Genomic DNA, 17,706 nt, shown 5'->3' with positions numbered 1-17,706 from the left:
GGGTACATATAATCTGTTTACTAAGTAGATATGGTAAACGTATTGTTTCACCGGGAAACGTCGCCATTGAGCAACAATAGCTTTTTTTCCAATTGTACCTTGGTTATCCCCGTTTGGAATAGCAAGGCTCGACTTCTCTTATTATCTTTTTTTTTAAAATGAATTTGAATTAATCTGTTTCTAGTTGACATATTGTTATTATGGCTTTCTCAGGACTGTTTGGGCAAGAATAGCCGCGATCACGAATTCGCGTAATCATTCGTATCACTCTCAAGTGTCGACAGAGAGCACTGATGAGCCACAGGGATACAAGGTCAATAAGAGGTAATGACTTTTATTGTTGTGTTACGGATGATCCAGAGTACTAGAAGCCTGTTGACAATGTGACTTCTTTCATCGCCTCAAAATCAGCTTTGCGTTTCTCCAAATCCTGTAAAGCACGGTCATAAGCATCTTTGCCCAATAGCAAGCGTAGCGGGGGAGAATCCATCTGGGTGATATTAAATATTGCGGCAACAACCTTCTCCGGATCATTAGGCTGTTTTCCATTATTTCCAGAGAGGGTCGTCCTACGCTTCCCTACTGTATCGGCATAGGCCTCAATGACAAGCTCGGACGATTTTAGGGAACTAGCCAAAAAGTTGGTTCTGACTGCGCCCGGCTCTATCATGGTGACTTTGATGCCCAGATCAACTACTTCGCAATAAAGAGCCTCTGAGAGCCCCTCTATTGCGAATTTTGACGCGTTGTATATGCCCCAACCGGGAGAACCTATCAGGCCTGCAATGGAAGATAGGTTAATGACATGGCCACTTTTTCTTTTTCGCATATAAGGTAAGACCAGCCTGGTCATGCGAAGCGTTGCATGAACATTTACAGCGATAGCCTGTTCCGCTTCCTTTGCAGAAGTTTCTTCAATACCGCCAACGAAACCATAACCTGCGTTATTGATCAGCACATCGATGTGCTTGTTTTTAACAATTACATCCACGATTGTATTTTTGACACCTTCTTCGTTGGTCAGATCTAATTCATAAACTTCCAGATTCGGGTTTTCTGCCAGCGTAAGTTCAAACCGGCTTTTATCACGCGTGGTAACGATTACTTTCTGGCCTTTACCCAAAAGGTATTTAACCATCGCAAGTCCTAATCCTTGAGAGGCGCCTGTAATTAACCAAACTTTAATTTCCATATCTTTAAATTTGATTGTCAAAATTATTACTGTTTGTAATTCTTTTTTATAACCAAATCAAAGATGTTTATATGAATATCAAAGACTATAACTTTTTCTGAACTCTGCAGGGGTAATACCTATGTTTTTCTTAAAGAAATGGCTAAAGTTGGGCTGCTCTGCAAATCCTATGGCGTGGCCGATATTTTGGAGGGTCCAATCAGTCTGGAGAAGAAGTATCTTGCTCTCTTCCAAAAGACGGTTTTTTATGTGCGTGCTAACGTTCTGGCCGGTCTGTTTTTTTAGAAGGGCATTGAGATGATTCGGGTGTACATTCAACTGATCGGCAAACTCTGCGGCAGTTTTTATTTTTATTGACTTTTCAAAATTCAGATCTGCGGTCTCCTGCTCGAGCAACTCGAAGAAGTCATACACCTTCTGGTATTCCGAGGTAATGGCTGTGGTAGTTGGGTGCTTGGCTATTTTACTAGACTCTACCATTAAAAGTTGTACGTATGCCTGCAAAGCATCCTCGGTAAAGCTATTGGCGTTGTTTCCTTCGTTGTACATGAGTGAAAAGATGCCGTTGATAATGTTGCTTGCCTCATCCGTTAAGCTGATTACACTTTTAATGTTATCTTTAAACAGACCGTACCTGTCGATCAGGGTTTTCAACATGGCGTTTTTTTCAATAAAACCTCTCTTGAAAACACAGAAGTAACCCTTGGATACCATGCTTAAAGTCAGGTTTTTCCAAGACACAATTTCATTTGGGTGAAGAAATAATATGGTTGGCTCTTCAATACAATAGGTATTCAAGCCGATCGTAAATAACCCCCTGCCCGCGTTAAGAAAAACAATTTTGTAAAACTCGCGCCTGCTAGGGGAAATGTAACTTTTACATCCAGTATGTTCACGGTTATAAACCTTGATGTTCCAATTCTCGAAATAGTCCCTTCTTACAGGTAATATCTCGTGGATATCCTTTTGTACTTCTATTGTTTTGAGATCCGTGTGAATAGCCGACATGCGATATAAGATTGATGTTAGTTGTCAGCCTCATATGGATAAGGTGCTCGGGGTTAACCAAAATGCCATTACGATTGATAAATGGTACTTAGGTGCCTCTGGAAGATCAACAAATTAGATAATCCTGTGTTATCCGAATAATAGTTGCCCCCCAAAAAAAATCCTTAGTGGCTGCTGGCTCAAAGGTACCGGAATAAGTGCGTAAAGCAAAATGAATTTCTATCCGTAAAGGTCATATCTTAAAGGCAAGGTTTATTAACACTATCATACCCAAAGGCATTCAAGCTATCACGTAGCTCAATTTCTTTGATTTCAACTGTTTTTTGACATAAAAGTGGCCTTTGATGTCGCCAAGCGATTACTCACAGGTTTTTTGTCCGCAACGATTTATATCGAGCCTAAAAGGATATCTTATTTCACCCTTCATACATATCGATTATGTGCTGAGTATCGCTGATTACTGTTATCCGCTGAGACTGATGCTTAACGCGAATATTGCGCGTTAAGCATTAAAACCATGTGGAATTTTTTCCTGAAGCAAACTTTTAAATACATCTTAACAGCATAGGTGTTGAGCATACGATAACATCGGCAACCTCATTTTGAGATCGACATAAAAAATTGCGCATGATCTGACCGGCGTAGCTAATATCCCAATCCGATTTAATATTTGGGTTTCATATGTTGCTAAATGGCTCGATTTTAAATTGGTTTCCAGTAGGTTGGGGGATAATGACTATTATTGTCTTTTCCAGCATAGCATTGCGGCAAATCCTATAGCAGCTCCGATCGCACCTGTGGATATGGCAAAACTGAACCCGATTTCGCCGACGCTCGCACCTTCTGGAGCAAGTGTAAAAAATAGGCCGCCTATTAGCGCTACAGAGACTGAGGCACTAATCTGTAGCGTGGCATTCACCAGACCTGCAGCCAGTCCTGAAAAACGTGGATCAACCTGGTCAACATTCAAGCGAACCAGTGCCGGAATCGCAATTCCCTGACCCGCGCCGATTATAAACAGCGGAATGGGAAACCAGGCCGGATGTCCCGTTGAAACCAGTACTGCAGCCAGGATAAGGCCGGTAACTTCCATTAACATGCCAAATGCAGCTGTACGTGTACCAAACCATCGGGAAATGGCCGGACTGCACCATGGACCTAGAAAAAAGCCTAATCCCAAAGGTAATATCGCCAGCCCTGTTTCAAGGCTATCGCGGCCCAACGCACTCTGTTCGTATATAGCAAAGATCAAAAAGAAAGAGGCAAGTGCATAAAAGAAGAATGCTGCTGCCAAATTTCGAAGAAGGCCGCTTTTTCGTAATAATGAGGGATATATCAGTGGCGAACCTCCTAAATTTTCTTTTCTGTTTTCATAACGCCAGAATGAATAAAGTAAAGGTAAACTCAAAATGAGAAGAGCTATACACCAGCCCGGCCAGCCGTTTTCGCGACCCTCGATAAGCGGGAGAACAAGCGCCAACAGGCCAGATGCCAATAGCAACGCACCGGGAATATCAAGTTTGTCAGATGTTTCTGCACGGTTTTCACGCAAGAAAATAAATGCAGATGGTATGGCAAAAAGGATAATGGGCAGGTTGATCAGGAATACACTCCGCCATCCAATCCCGAAAAGGTCAGCTGATACCAGTACGCCGCCAAGCAGTTGGCCGGCCGCAGAGGCCAGGCCGAAAGTTGCACCATAAAAGCTAAGTGCACGGTTTTTTTCCGCTGCAGGAAAAAGGGCGTGGATAGATGCCAGCGATTGTGGAGCCATAACTGCTGCGGTAACTCCCTGAATTAAGCGTCCTGCAATCAGTACCGCGGGCGATTGTGCCAGGCCACAGAGCGCCGAGGCCGCACCGAAGCCGAGCATGCCAACAATGAACACCTTTTTTCTGCCGTAAATGTCACCCAGGCGGCCTCCCAATATCAATGTTACAGCATATGCTGCGGCATAAACAGATATAACAAGCTGCGAATCTCCGGGCGTGGCATGCAGGTTTGTACGGATTGCCGGCAGCGCAACATTAACGATGAAAAAATCAAGTGGCGGTAGCAAAGTTCCCGTTAGCAGTACGGCAAGGGCCAGCCAACGGCGTGGATCGGTATTGTTCTCTTTCATGTCATTACAGTATTTGTATCTCGAAAAGCGTACACTACAAGCTCCTTATCTGGTTTCGATAGGTACCGTACCATTTGGCATTGTATTATACGTTTTATTTCAGACACAAATATCCCCGCAAACTTTTTTCCTTCCTATGTTCATATCGAAGTGATTTATATGATTTTCAATGAAGGCTATATTATGGCGAAGCCTGATAGTGCAGTTTGCTTTTGCTTAATAAAAAAAGCAATTTCTGTAATGACTGACGGATATAAAATACTGTAGGTTAGAATATAAGTTTGTAGCCTGCGCCGCGGATACTCATCAACTGTATATCAGGATCATCTTTTAGCATTTTTCTTAAATGAGACATAAAAACATCCATGCTCCTTGCATTATAAAAACTATCATCACCCCATATCTTAAGTAAAGGTACCTGCCTTTCAAGAAGTACATTACGATGTGATAACAAAAGTATAAGCAATTCAGTTTCTTTGTAAGACAGGGTATAAGAGTCTTTAGGTGTCTTCAACTGTTGTTTTACAGTGTCCAGTTTGCATCCGCCAAATTTTCTGTGGCTTAAGACGGTTTCGGTTTTGTCCGCTGAGCTACCCAAACGGGCAAGCAATGCTTCCATCCGGATCAATAGCTCCCCCATATCAAATGGTTTTCTCATGTAGTCATTACCACCGCTTTTGAAGCCCGTGATCACATCTTGGGACATTGATTTTGCGCTTAAAAAAAGGATGGGAATGTTGCTTTTCAGCCTACGGATATCCTCGGCAAGAGCATACCCATCTTTAAGCGGCATCATTATATCAAGCACGCAGATATCTGGTGGATTTCTTTTAAATTCTTCTAAAGCATGTTGCCCATCCTTTGCCAGGAAAACATCATACCCACTGCTGCGCAGCCCCTCACTGATGATCTGCGCCAGGGTAGGCTCGTCTTCTGCGTATAAAACTTTATAACTCATAATATGCAGGTAATTCAACAACAAAGTTACTACCTTTCCCCGGGAAACTCCGAAGATGTATTCCACCCCCATGCTGCTCCACAATCTGTTTTACATAATGTAGGCCTAGTCCCGAGCCTTTAACGTTATGGATGTCCGGGTTGTCTGTTATACGGAAAAATCGTTCGAAAATCTGTTTCTGGTAAATGTTGCCGATTCCCGGTCCATTATCCTGAAAGCTGATTTCAATCTTTTCATTTTTGGGCTTTACGGTTATGGTAACGACCGCGTCTTTACCGGAGTATTTCAAAGCATTGTCGGTCAGGTTGTAAAATACGTTGCCCAGATGTACAGGATCACCTTTAACAAAGCAGGGTTCTTCTGCAGGTTCATATATAATGGCGGTACCTTTGGGATTACGGAGCTGCATTGAGGCTACCACACTTTCAAGTCCCTGTTGAATATCGTACAGTTCCATCCTTAGCTTAATGCCGCCATTATCCAGCTCATCGAGATGGAGCACTTTATCGATCATCAGCGTTAGCCTGCGGAGTTCGGATTTACTTACAGCCAGATAATTATTTAATTTTTCAGGTTCCTGGTAAAGCTGATATCGGGTAATCGCGTCAATAGCTGCCTCTACAACGGAAACTGGTGTTTTTAATTCATGGGTCATATTTCCCGCAAAGGAAATCCTCGCCTGTGAATACATTTTTTGTGTTCTTATTACCCTGAACAGAAAAATAAATGCCACTGCCGTGAGTATTAGCATCAGTAAAGACGAAAGTAGATAGTAACGCATCCGGTAATAGACTGCCGGGTTTAGAGAGGGGACAACGAGCTGATAAGTATGGAGGAAAAAATTAAGGTTATAGCCATAGAGCTGACTTCTGTAATCTGCTTTTTTCGATTTTTCCCAATCGGTTTTTGACTCCGGTTTACCACTCTCATAATCATATAGGATATGATAGCCATTTAAACCCAGGTGCAATTTTGAGCACTCTTTACCAACAAGGCTGTCCATTCTCTTAAGGTCACGTTTGTCGGCTGCTCTTATTGATTCCCAAGTTTCACCCTCATCGAAAATATGCCGGGTACGCTGCTTTTTCGTCGAAACCTTGTTATTGGCCATATTGATCCCAATTTTAAGAAAGGTACTGTCCTTGGTAATCTGAGAACTGAAACTACCTCCCAAATGCCTGCCACGAAGCCTGGCGAAGGATTGTTTGATCAGCATCCATTCCGTAGAGAGAAAAAAAATCCGGAAGTTTTCGCTTCTCTCATGGCCTGGCGCTACACTCAGATAATCGCTCATCCGTGCCGCGTTGCCGACTGCCTGGTCAAGATCCCGCCTTACCTGGACCTGTTGGGCATGGAATAGCTGAATAAGCCAGGCGATCTGCAGGGCTACGCAAAATAACATGGCCATAAGCGCAAGTAAATAAGCGTGTCTGTTTGTGAACCATTTCATCATGCTAATTTGAAAAAAAATAAACACCTTTTGCGCTGTGCCAGTAAAGATTTAACCTTGTTTAACATTGATTAACCAGCTATAACATTGAACAGGGGTAGTTTTGCGGCATGAAAAAATATATCGTATTTCTTACTTTATTTGTTCCTTTCTTTCTTCATGCACAACTTGTGGTGAAAGGTAAACTCATTGACCTGAGCGGCCGACCTCTTGAGGCCGCAAGTATTACTTTAACGAAAAATGAAAATAAAATTTCCACTGCTCTGGTGATCATGGGTGAATTTAAACTGGCATTTCCCGAGCCTGGGACCTATAGGGTTTCAGCTACCCTTACAGGTTATGTTCCACTTTCGATAACACTGGAACTGCCAAAAGACAGCATTATCCTGACTATGTCACCCGATAACAAACAATTACAGGATGTGGTGGTATCCTTTCACAAGCCCCTGGTTGAACGAAAAATAGACCGTTTGGTCTTTAATGTTGAAAACAGTATCGTAGCCTCGGGCGGCAGTGTGTGGGAGGCCCTGGCCAAGACCCCTGGTATTCAGATTGGTGGAGACAACGGGTTAACCGCCAACCGTAAAAAAGTACAGGTTTACCTTGACGGAAGGGCACTCAAACTCTCCGGAGATGATCTTTCGGCATATCTCCAGGGGATGCCATCTGACCTCATTGCACAGGTTGAGGTTTTTTCCAACCCCCCTGCAAAATTTGAAGCGGAAGGAGCATCTGTTATAAATATCATAACCAAAAAGTCAAAGAAACAGGGCTTCAATGTTACGCTGAACAGCGGCTTCATCCAGGGGATGTACAGCAGCTACAATGGTAATGGAAATTTCAATTTCAGAAAAGACAAACTTAATATTTATGGAAATTATGGACTTACAAAAAGGCATAATTTTCAGGACAACGATAATAATATCGATTTTGGTGGTTCCTTCTGGAGCAGCCCTAACCGGAATGTTTCACAATCTACTAACCACAGTTACAGGCTGGGAGCCGACTATCAATTAACAAATAACCAGATTTTGGGTATATTGATTACAGGCTCCAACCGTTTAGGGGAAGGTAGGGCAAACTCCATAACTTCCGTCACCGCCCGGGATATGTCGCCGGATTCTACATTGGTGACTGATAATTCTTCAATGAGTAATGGGGACCAATATGCTTATAACTTTAACTACAATTTGAAACTCGATTCGGGGGAAACAAATCTCAACGTTGATTTTGATTATACACCATACAAAAGTAGGATTGATGGTTCGACAGACAATATTTCATTTTTGCCAAATGGAAAGCAGACGATCAACCAGTTTCATATCTACACTCCGAGTTTACAGAAAATAGATATTTTTTCCGGAAAAGCTGATATCGCTTACCGGTTATTCAGCAAATGGGAGGCAAGTTCCGGTTTAAAATACAGCGGCACGCAGAGTTATAGTGATTTTGATTACTTCAACCGGAAAGGGACTTCACTCGAAGCGGTTGCCGCGAATTCCAACCATTTTATTTACAGGGAAAAAACCTCAGCTGCTTACACAAGCGTATCTGGTAGCCTGGGAAAATGGACCCTACAGGCAGGTCTGCGTGGTGAATATACAAGAGCAAGCGGTTATTCGCTAACCCTTGATTCACTGAATACCAGAAGCTATTTCAAGCTTTTTCCAACCCTTTTTGTACAATATGCGGACAATGATGATAATCAGTTTCAGCTCAACTATGCTTACCGTATTGAGCGCCCCGAATATAACCGTTTAAACCCTGCCAAACATTTCAGCTCGCCAAATAACATTTATGTTGGAAACCCGGCCCTGCAGCCTTCGTTCACTCATAGCGTAGAACTAAACTATACATTCAAGCAGAAATACGGCCTCACCGGATATTATACCAACACACGGGATGTTTTCTCAAACATCAATATCCAGGATAACGCAAATAATATTTATTACGGCACACATGCCAACCTTGGATTAAGTGTGAGTACCGGGATCCGCCTGAATGCTTCCATCCGCGCGGCCAACTGGTGGGATATGGATTTTGTTGCGGAAGGGTATAGGCAACAGGAAAAGTCTGCCTATCTTTCCGGCAGTTACAACTACCATATTTATTCTTACAGCACCAGTCTCAAACAGTCATTTACTATCGATAAAAAAGCGGCGATCAAAGCGGAAATAAGTGGATCACTTACAGGTCCGGGCATTCAGGGCATTTACCGTATCAATCACAATTCGCAAGTGGATGCCGGGCTAAAAACAAATATTTTAAAGGGCAAAGGGACTTTTAAAATAGCGGCAAATGATATTTTTAACAACAATTATTATTTCATCCGTATAGATTATCTTGACCAGCATAGCAGTTCTCTGCACCATGTTGAAAGCCGGAATCTTTCTTTTAGCCTTTCTTACCGGTTCGGTAAAGATGTCGCTGCATCAAGAAAACGGTCAACCGCCAGCGAGGAAGAGAAAAAACGCGCTCAGTAGTAATCGGGTCTTCATAACATAACTGGCCAGGTTGATCAAAAGCCCTGGCACGGTAGTGTGGAACTATTTAAATGATAACTAACATTGGCCTTAGCTATATCCATGGAGCTTTCCATTGGTATACTTAGGCCATTTTGGAAAATTTCACTCCACACCGACCTAGATCAATTTTCTGCCGGTATGATTGTGGGAATGCTGTAATAGCGTCAACACGTTTTTATACAAACCTTTCCCCTGTCACTAAAACTATAAGAAACAGCAATAGTTTAGCTGATGCGATCATTCAGCATTCTTATTGTCCTGCCTCAATTTTTCCCTGTGCATTTTACCCCATTTTGTTAATGAGGCAACTACCTCGGATAAGGAATGGCTATAGCTGGTAAGTTCATATTCTACAGTCACTGGTGTTGAGTCAGCTTTAACTGTGCGTTTTAAGAAGGCGTTCGCTTCCAGCTCCTTCAGTTCAATTGATAAAGCACGCGGAGAAATACCAGGAATTTTACGCTGGATATCATTGAATCTCCGAAAACCGTTTGCAAGTGCGATTATCACCCTTAATTTCCATTTTCCCCCAATAGCATATAAGGCATCTCCTACGGCCAACAACCTTTCGGCACAATCCATTTCAGAAATACCTTCACCTTTTTCTGTTACTTCCATATTTTTCTCCAATAAACTATAACAGAGTATACTACTATACTTTGTTATACTACTATATTTTGTTTAGCTAAGGTAGCTATCTTTGATGCCAATATGAAAAACAAAAAAAGAAAAATCATGACAATTATTTTTTCAATAGCAGGGGGACTGATTTTAATTGGGATTATTGCCTTCACGTATTTATTCTATGCTCCCAGTCCTAGAAAACCGGTACTCGGTTCGGAGGTTCAGGCCAGTAAAATTAGGGTAGGGGAAAGGGAAAGGACATTCCTGAGCTACGTCCCAAAATCGCTTAGTAAAGAGAGCAAGCCGGGTCTGATCATTGTTTTACATGGAACGGGTATAGATGGGGCTAAGATACGTGAATGGACCGGCTATGAATTTGATCGCATGGCGGATGACAACAGCTTTATTGTATTATACCCTGATGGCTATAAAAACGGTTGGAATGAGAGTCGGAAAACAGGTTCTTATCCGGCAAAAAAAGAAAATATGGATGATGTTGGCTTTATCACTGCCCTCATTGAAAAATACAGGTCCAAGTATGGAGTAGACCCGCTTAAGATATACGTTTTTGGATACTCCAACGGTGGGGAAATGGCATTCAGGCTTGCCATCGAAAAACCAGATCTTTTAAGGGCTATTACTACCATTAGCGCCAATCTTCCGGCTCAAGAAAACTTTAACGCCCACATTGGCGAAATCTCAACCAAAATTATGATGGTAAATGGCACAAAAGATCCAATAACTCCATATGAAGGGGGAAAAATATCTTTATTCGGAAAAGATTTTGGGAAAGTTATTTCCGCTCCTTCAACTGCTGAAACCTTTGCTAGGGCCGCTCATGCAGTTAAGGAAAGAAAATCCAGCCGTGCTGCACATCAGGTTGAAAAACATAATAGTTCTGTCGAAAAGACGGTTTGGATGAAGGACGGCCAGCCTATGATTGAATTATACACAGTCACGGGGGGTGGTCACGTTATCCCTCAGCAAATTGCAAAAATGCCGCGTTTTCTTGGGGAGATTACCAGTGATTTAGACGCGCCGAAAGAAGCTGTTAGATTTTTTAACCTACTGAAAAAGTAAAGTTTTACCCTGTATTCATAACATGGATAATAAATTAAGAGCATTAATTACCGGTGCGCGCACAGGCATAGGTTTAGAACTCACCAAAAAACTATTAATTGAGGGCTGGCAAGTAGTTGCGCTCAATAGGACCCCATTTAATGAGAACGATGAGCTGATACAAGGATCCTTAAAAACTGGTCGTTTGATCGTCTATCTAACCGATCTTGCTGATTTTAAAGTTTTAAAAGGCACTCTGAAAAAGATCCGTGACCAGGAGCCTTATTTAGATGTTATTTTTAATAACGCCGGATCTATGTCCGGTTCACTTTCTTATTCGGTTCAGGGGCGTGAAATTGACTTTGAAATCAATACGGTAGTTCCCTATATTGTCTCCAAAGAATTGGAGGAACTGTTGCTAAAAGGCAGCCTAAAAACCATTATCAATACTTCTTCGGAAGCGGCACTTATGGCAAGGGATTTTAATCCCGACCAGTTGGGAAAACCTACGGCATTCAAAAAACTGTTTGGCGTGTATGCCTCATCAAAGTTAGCCCTTTCCCTATGGATCAATCAATTTGCTCGAAATGAAAAGAACGGTATAAAGATGAGAAGTGTCGATCCCGGCCCGGCAAAGACCCAGATGAGTAAGGGCAGCGGGATGCCCTGGTTTATCCTATTGTTACGTCCTTTATTATTCCCACATCCAAGAGAAGGAGCCAAAAATGTATATGATGCGGCATTTGGAGAGTTTAAAAACGAAAATGGCGTATTTATATCCAGGGGCAGGATAAAACCGTTGAAGTATGTAGGTTGTGGTTCGATTATCTTGTCTAAAGTTGACAGCATATATCAAAAGGAAATTTTGCGAAATTAATCATGATTGTTGATGCTGCGGAATTACAGGTAGCTGCTACTCCAATGGAGGGATTTGGTCATCAACAGTTTGATAATGTTCTGGGATTTACAGAAAAGGGGTTGCACACCGCTGTTGCACCTTCCATTGGTTATAAACGAAATTTTAAGAAGCAAAAGAGGCCACATCTGGCCTCTTTTTAATTAAGCGTTTAGTTATTCAGCAATGCCTACTGCTTTTTTCATGATTGCCTAACCGTCAACTTGATTGCCGGAGCAAATTATTGCCTGATCAGCTGAATATCAAGCTGAATTTTAATTTCCTCACCAACAATCATACCTCCGGTTTCGGTAAACATATTAAAGGTGAGTCCAAAATCTTTCCTGTTGATTTTCCCTTCCACTTCAAATCCGGCCCTGATATCCCCGTTTCTTCCTTTCCCCAGTCCGGTGGCTTCTGCATCAAACCTCAATTGTTTCTCAGTGCCTTTAACCATTAATTTTCCGCTAATGGCATGCACGCTCGAGGTTTTAAGCAACTGGCCCCTAAAAATGATTTTCGGATAGCGTTCTGTATCCAGAAATTCTTCACCCTTTAAATGGCCATCGCGGATCTTATGATTGGTATCAATGCTATTAGGGTCTATCTCAACATAAACCTCCGAATTGTCAAACTGCTGGGTTAAATCATAAACTTCTCCCTTAAATGATCGGAATGTTCCGGAGATAGTGGAAATGGCTAAATGTTTTACTTTAAACTGTATTACCGAATGATCCGGATCAATGCGCCAGGTTGGCTGTGTGTGTTGCGTTTCCATGTTATTATTTGTTTACACAAATTTACCAATGCCCACCTGGCGTAAAGATGAACTGGCTTAATAAGCATTGAATGGAAAATTGATCCAGGTCAATTTACTTTGAGAGTATTTTTTTTCGTGTCCGGCTCAGAAATTCGGGAGTCATACCCAAATATGAGGCGATGTATTTCTGAGCAATATAACGGTCAATAGTTGGGAATTTTTCCTGAAACTTGATATAACGCTCTTCAGCGGTAAGGGTATAACCTTCTATCAAGCGCATCTGCTGCCTGATTAGCGAGTTTTGAAATGAAATACGGAAGTATCTTTCAAATTTGGGGAATCTCGAAAAAAGTTCTTCCTGGGCCGATCTGGGTAGCAGGAGTAATTCGCCCTCAGTCAAGCCTTTTGTTGAGTAAATGGTCCGTGGATGATCACTCAGGCTAAACAGATCCCCACTCCACCAGTTCTGTGCAGCAAACTGAACAACATGGTCGTTGCCATCGGCATCGGTATAAAAACTCATGATGTAGCCGGCATTTACAAACATGACGTAACGGGCGATGTCGCCACTGTTAATGATCAGTTCGTCCTGCCTAAATGGCCTCGAAATTAAAATAGATTCGAGAAAATATGCCTCAGCGTTATTGATCTGGACCAATTGATTGATGTTGGCAAGAATAATTTCGCTGTTCATAATGGCTATAATTTGGCTGCAAATTAAATAATTTACACCATACTTGACGCTATAAGCTATTGTTGTAAGATCTCCATTGTTAAGTTAAGCAAACAAATTTAATATAATCATAACTTTATAATAATCCATTGTTTAGTGCCAGTCCTTATTTTTGGCATTGTTTCCTATGGTTCTTTTTCGTGTTTTTTTGTATGCGGTTTTACTGTTAACTACTCAAATAGGGTATTCCCAATCAGTTAAGCCAGATCATCATATTAGCGATTTTGATAAATTCAGTGGCTTCGCAACCAAAACCTACAGTATAAATGACGGGCTTCCATCAAAAGGCACAACCTGTTCTATCAAAGATAAGAAGGGTTTTTTATGGGTAGGAACCCAAAATGGCCTTTGTCGTTTTGATGGCTATCAGTTTAGCACATTTGCAAATATCCCGGGTGATAGTACCAGTATAACCAATAATTATATCACCGTCATCACTGAAGATAAAAAGGGTAGGATATGGGTGGGTACACAGGATGGTCTTAACTTATTTGATCCCCTCACAGAAAAATTCAGACGGTTTTACCATAATGAACACAACCCTTCATCAATCAGCAACAATAAAATATGGTCCCTTTTAGCCGATCGGGAAAATAACATCTGGATCGGTACCGATGAGGGTTTTAACCGCTTTCTCGAAAAAAGCAAAAGTTTTGAAATTTTTCTGCCCAATCCTTCTAATCCCAACACGATGAAAGGGAAATCGGTTAATGCCATCGTTGAAGACCGTTTTAATAATCTTTGGCTTGGTAACTGGTCGGGAGGGCTTAACCGTTTCGATAAAAGAACAAAATGCTTTGTTAGTTTTCCACAGGCGCATTTCTCTACCGATAAGAACCCAAACGATGTGTGGAGTCTGTGTATGGCAGAAGATGGTAACATTTGGGTAGGTACGTATTGGAAGGGATTGTTCAGGTTTGATGTTAATAGTAAAAAGTTTACATCTTATAGTTCACCAGACAAGGAAAGTTATAGCATTTTTAGGATTCTGGAACTGGACAAACATTTAATGGCAGTTGCCTGTAAAGACAGTTTTTACTGGTTTGATGCCGCTGATAAAAAATGGAGACAGATTGGTAAGTTAAACAGTTTTGGCCATGCCGGGCTGCTCAAGGATGGGAATGGTATCATCTGGATCGGCTCAATGGACGGGTTAACCAAAATTGACGCAGGGCAGTACAAGTTTAAATTTATCCCTTTTAGCGAAGAAAAGCGTTGGGTTAAGAGTGTTGTATATAAAGACCATAAAGCCTGGATAGGTACAAACAATGGTGTAATGACGGTTAACCTGGACCAAGGCACGGCACGTACCCTCCCATTCAGAAACAGTACCCAAAACATAGGCAACAATGATGTTAACAAATTATATTTGGATACTAAGGGCAAAATCTGGGTACTTACCGAAAATGGGTTTAGCGAATATGAAGATAAATCTGATGCATTTATTCCTCATGCCCATCACTCGGAGCTGGGAAACTTTTTTAATGAGGATGTTTTTCGCGACATTTCGGAGGGTGGGGCAGGTGAATACTGGTTGGCAACCGATGCAGGTTTAAAGAGATACCATCAGGCCAACGGTACCTTTGTCCATTATTTCAACCAAAAAGGCAATCCATATTCCCTCAGCAACAATCACCTTTATTGTGTGTTGAGGGACAATAAAAATAATGTTTGGGTTAGCACCGGAGGAAGCGGGCTAAATAGGCTCGATCCACAGGGACAAAGATTTTATAAATACCTTGCCAATGATAAGACAACAGGCAGCATCAGCAGTGATAACATTCACCAGATTTTTATGGATAGCCGTAAAAATATATGGATATGTACCCAGGATGGTCTGAATCAATACATCAGCAATTCAGATACATTCAGAATATATTCAAAGAGAGATGGTTTTGCAAGTAATGTATTCAAGCAGATGGTGGAGGATTCGAAGGGTAATATCTGGGTCGTTACTGAGGCAGGTGTTTCATCTTTCAATCCAGCTACGATGAAAGTTTCCAATTTTGATGAGGGAGACGGGGTATTTGCCAATTCGGTGATATGCAGGTCAAATGATAATCAGATATTGCTCGCCGGTAACAGAGGGCTTGTTTCTTTCGATCCACAATCCCTAATTTACAATACTGTAATCCCTCCGGTATACTTTTCGGACTTCCAGGTATTTAATAAGCAGATTAAACCCGGACCAAATAGCCCTATTAAGGTACCTATTCAAAATGCAGAGAAAATTATACTTAATTATAGTCAGAGCGTTTTTTCTATAGAATATGTTGCATTAAACTATAGCCATACCCAGCGTAACAGTTACGCTTATAAGTTAGAAGGATTTGATGATGATTGGAATTATGTTGGCGAACAGCGTAAGGCTACTTATACCAACCTTAGCCCCGGCACTTATACTTTCCGAGTTAAAGCAGCCAATAATGATGGATTATGGAATGAAAACGGAAAATCGATAACAATTGTGATCAGGCCACCCTGGTATTTGAGCTGGTGGGCCTACCTGATTTATTTTTCGGTAGTAATGGGGGTAATTTATGGTTACCTCATTTACAAAAGCTGGCGGAATAAGCTACAGTTTGAGATTAGACTCACCAAGATAGAAGCGGAGAAGGAAAAAGAGCTCCATGAAAAGAAACTAAGCTACTTTACGCATATTTCTCATGAATTTAGGACGCCATTAACGCTCATTATCAGTCCGTTGCAGGAGTTGATGCAAAGTGTTACAGGCCATAAGGATCAACATAATCTGAACACCATTAACCGGAATGCCCGTAGATTACTGAGCTTGGTAGATCAGTTGTTGCTCTTCAGGAAATCTGAAGCAGGGGGTGATGAACTGAAACTGGAAAAGATCAATATTGTGGAGCTCAGCCGCGAGGTGTTTTTATGTTTCAGAAACCAGGCGGAACGAAACCATATCAATTTTGACTACTTATGTGCAGCACAGGAGATAAACATCAATGGCGACAGGGAAAAACTCGAGATTGTCCTGTTCAATCTACTTTCTAATGCATTCAAGTTTACTCAGCCGGGCGGACGCATAGGCCTATCTGTAAGCGGTGTGGCTCATAGGGCTATTATTGAAGTGAGTGATAATGGTTGTGGTATTCCCCCTGCTGTGGGCGATAAACTCTACCAAAAATACTATCAGGGGTATCAACCTGAGATTTCTTCAAAAGGTGGTTTGGGAATAGGCTTATATCTGGTTAAAAGCTATACCGAACAGCACGGGGGGCAGGTAACTTACGAAAGCGGGATAGGAAATGGCACAACTTTCAAACTTGATTTACCTGTGGGAATCACTGCCTTTAGGGATGAAACATCTTTGCATGCAGTTCCCCGGCACTCCGTTTTTTTTGATGAATTAATGGGGGATGCCGGGCAAAAAGGGGCAGACTCGCCGGCGGAAGTTGCGGGGCCATATGGTAATGATGTAACAGGTAATTTCAAATCAATACTTATTGTTGAAGATAATATAGAGATCAGCGATTATTTAAAGCAGGTTTTCGTTGCAGAGTACCTGGTTTATCAGGCGTATGATGGTGATATAGGCTTCGAAATGGTAAAAGATCTGCTGCCCGATATCGTTATAAGTGATGTAATGATGCCTGGGATGAGCGGTATTGAACTGTGTAACATTATAAAAGAAGATCAGACATTGTGCCACATTCCGATTATATTATTAACCGCCATTTCATCGCCCGAAATTAAGCTGAAAGGGCTTGAGGGTGGGGCCGATGATTACATCAGCAAACCTTTCGAGAAGGAGATATTGATTGCAAGAGTAAAAGGCCTTCTTCAGGCACGGAGCAATCTGCAGCAATATTTCTTTAATGAAATTACCCTAAGGCCCAATAAACTTAAAATTTCTCAGGAGTATAAAGCCTTCCTGGAAAGTTGTATCACCATTGTAGAAGCGAATCTGGGTAACCGCGATTTCACCATAAAGGTGCTAACCAACGAAATGGGGATGAGCCACTCAAAGGTTTACCGCAAAATTAAATCCATTTCCGGACAAACGGCAAACAGCTTTATCCGGTTTATCCGGCTCAGAAAAGCGGCCGAATTACTTTTAAGTACCGATAGTACGGTTGCCGAGGCAGCCTATCAGGTAGGTCTTAACGACCTTAAACATTTCCGTGAGCAGTTCAATAAACTTTTCGGATTAAACCCATCTGAGTACATCCGGCAATACCGGAAAACTTTTCATGATAACCAAACGGTTAATGCAAATGCACTAAAAAAAAAGAAAAGTGTTGTTGTTGGGTGAAAATGGCCTGAATCGTGTTAGATTGAGCTTTTTTGCCTGATTTCCCCTGTTCAGTTGCAGAGTTTACCCCTCACGTATCTCTTTAAATTACCCCAATTTCGTGT

At 41.7% G+C, this 17,706-nt stretch carries 13 protein-coding genes; 5 read left to right on the top strand and 8 right to left on the bottom strand.

What is annotated here, in order from left to right; genetic code table 11:
* Positions 1-364 precede the first annotated feature (364 nt).
* The 5 genes from ACTJKN_RS15265 to ACTJKN_RS15245 form a co-directional block, all read right to left on the bottom strand.
* Positions 365-1,192 carry an SDR family NAD(P)-dependent oxidoreductase gene (locus tag ACTJKN_RS15265; RefSeq protein WP_440826280.1) on the bottom strand — a complete coding sequence of 276 codons (828 nt, stop codon included), beginning with the start codon at positions 1,190-1,192 and terminating at the stop codon, positions 365-367.
* Positions 1,193-1,270: 78 nt separating this feature from the next.
* Positions 1,271-2,200: a helix-turn-helix domain-containing protein gene (locus ACTJKN_RS15260; protein ID WP_440826278.1), complete on the bottom strand. Its 930-nt coding sequence runs from the start codon at positions 2,198-2,200 to the stop codon at positions 1,271-1,273.
* A gap of 739 nt (positions 2,201-2,939) precedes the next feature.
* Complete coding sequence (locus tag ACTJKN_RS15255) at positions 2,940-4,322, bottom strand: MFS transporter (protein ID WP_440826276.1); 1,383 nt, start codon at positions 4,320-4,322, stop codon at positions 2,940-2,942.
* A gap of 268 nt (positions 4,323-4,590) precedes the next feature.
* Positions 4,591-5,280 (bottom strand): response regulator transcription factor, encoded by a 690-nt coding sequence (locus tag ACTJKN_RS15250; protein ID WP_440826274.1) that lies wholly within the window; start codon positions 5,278-5,280, stop codon positions 4,591-4,593.
* Positions 5,270-6,688 carry a sensor histidine kinase gene (locus tag ACTJKN_RS15245; protein ID WP_440826273.1) on the bottom strand — a complete coding sequence of 473 codons (1,419 nt, stop codon included), beginning with the start codon at positions 6,686-6,688 and terminating at the stop codon, positions 5,270-5,272. The genes ACTJKN_RS15250 and ACTJKN_RS15245 overlap by 11 nt, the downstream gene beginning before the upstream one ends.
* A gap of 152 nt (positions 6,689-6,840) precedes the next feature.
* Between ACTJKN_RS15245 and ACTJKN_RS15240 the strand changes: the two genes are divergently transcribed.
* Positions 6,841-9,213, top strand: a complete 2,373-nt coding sequence (locus ACTJKN_RS15240) for a TonB-dependent receptor domain-containing protein (RefSeq protein WP_440826271.1) — start codon at positions 6,841-6,843, stop codon at positions 9,211-9,213.
* 279 nt (positions 9,214-9,492) lie between these two features.
* On the opposite strand, the gene ACTJKN_RS15235 is transcribed toward ACTJKN_RS15240, so the two are convergent.
* A complete protein-coding gene (locus ACTJKN_RS15235) occupies positions 9,493-9,873 on the bottom strand; it encodes a winged helix-turn-helix transcriptional regulator (protein WP_440826269.1) in 381 nt (126 codons plus the stop codon).
* A 93-nt stretch (positions 9,874-9,966) separates the two neighbouring features.
* Between ACTJKN_RS15235 and ACTJKN_RS15230 the strand changes: the two genes are divergently transcribed.
* From ACTJKN_RS15230 to ACTJKN_RS15220, 3 genes are read left to right on the top strand one after another with little or no spacing between them, the layout of a single operon-like run.
* Positions 9,967-10,959 carry an alpha/beta hydrolase family esterase gene (locus ACTJKN_RS15230; RefSeq protein WP_440826267.1) on the top strand — a complete coding sequence of 331 codons (993 nt, stop codon included), beginning with the start codon at positions 9,967-9,969 and terminating at the stop codon, positions 10,957-10,959.
* 22 nt (positions 10,960-10,981) lie between these two features.
* On the top strand, positions 10,982-11,815 hold the full coding sequence (locus tag ACTJKN_RS15225; protein ID WP_440826265.1) for an SDR family NAD(P)-dependent oxidoreductase: 834 nt from the start codon (positions 10,982-10,984) through the stop codon (positions 11,813-11,815).
* Between the two features lie 2 nt (positions 11,816-11,817).
* Positions 11,818-11,997 (top strand): hypothetical protein, encoded by a 180-nt coding sequence (locus ACTJKN_RS15220; RefSeq protein WP_440826263.1) that lies wholly within the window; start codon positions 11,818-11,820, stop codon positions 11,995-11,997.
* Between the two features lie 77 nt (positions 11,998-12,074).
* On the opposite strand, the gene ACTJKN_RS15215 is transcribed toward ACTJKN_RS15220, so the two are convergent.
* Both ACTJKN_RS15215 and ACTJKN_RS15210 read right to left on the bottom strand, forming a co-directional pair.
* Complete coding sequence (locus tag ACTJKN_RS15215; RefSeq protein WP_440826261.1) at positions 12,075-12,611, bottom strand: YceI family protein; 537 nt, start codon at positions 12,609-12,611, stop codon at positions 12,075-12,077.
* Between the two features lie 94 nt (positions 12,612-12,705).
* Entirely contained in the window at positions 12,706-13,287 is a 582-nt protein-coding gene (locus tag ACTJKN_RS15210; protein ID WP_440826259.1) for a Crp/Fnr family transcriptional regulator, read from the bottom strand.
* 166 nt (positions 13,288-13,453) lie between these two features.
* Here ACTJKN_RS15210 and ACTJKN_RS15205 point away from each other — a divergent pair, with 166 nt between their 5' ends.
* Positions 13,454-17,602: a hybrid sensor histidine kinase/response regulator transcription factor gene (locus tag ACTJKN_RS15205; RefSeq protein ID WP_440826257.1), complete on the top strand. Its 4,149-nt coding sequence runs from the start codon at positions 13,454-13,456 to the stop codon at positions 17,600-17,602.
* Positions 17,603-17,706: the final 104 nt, after the last annotated feature.

This window comes from Pedobacter sp. 22163 (genome assembly GCF_052045595.1).
Classification (GTDB): Bacteria; Bacteroidota; Bacteroidia; order Sphingobacteriales; family Sphingobacteriaceae; genus Pedobacter.
Note: the sequence above shows the minus strand (reverse complement) of the source record. Positions and strands in the feature narration are given on the sequence as shown.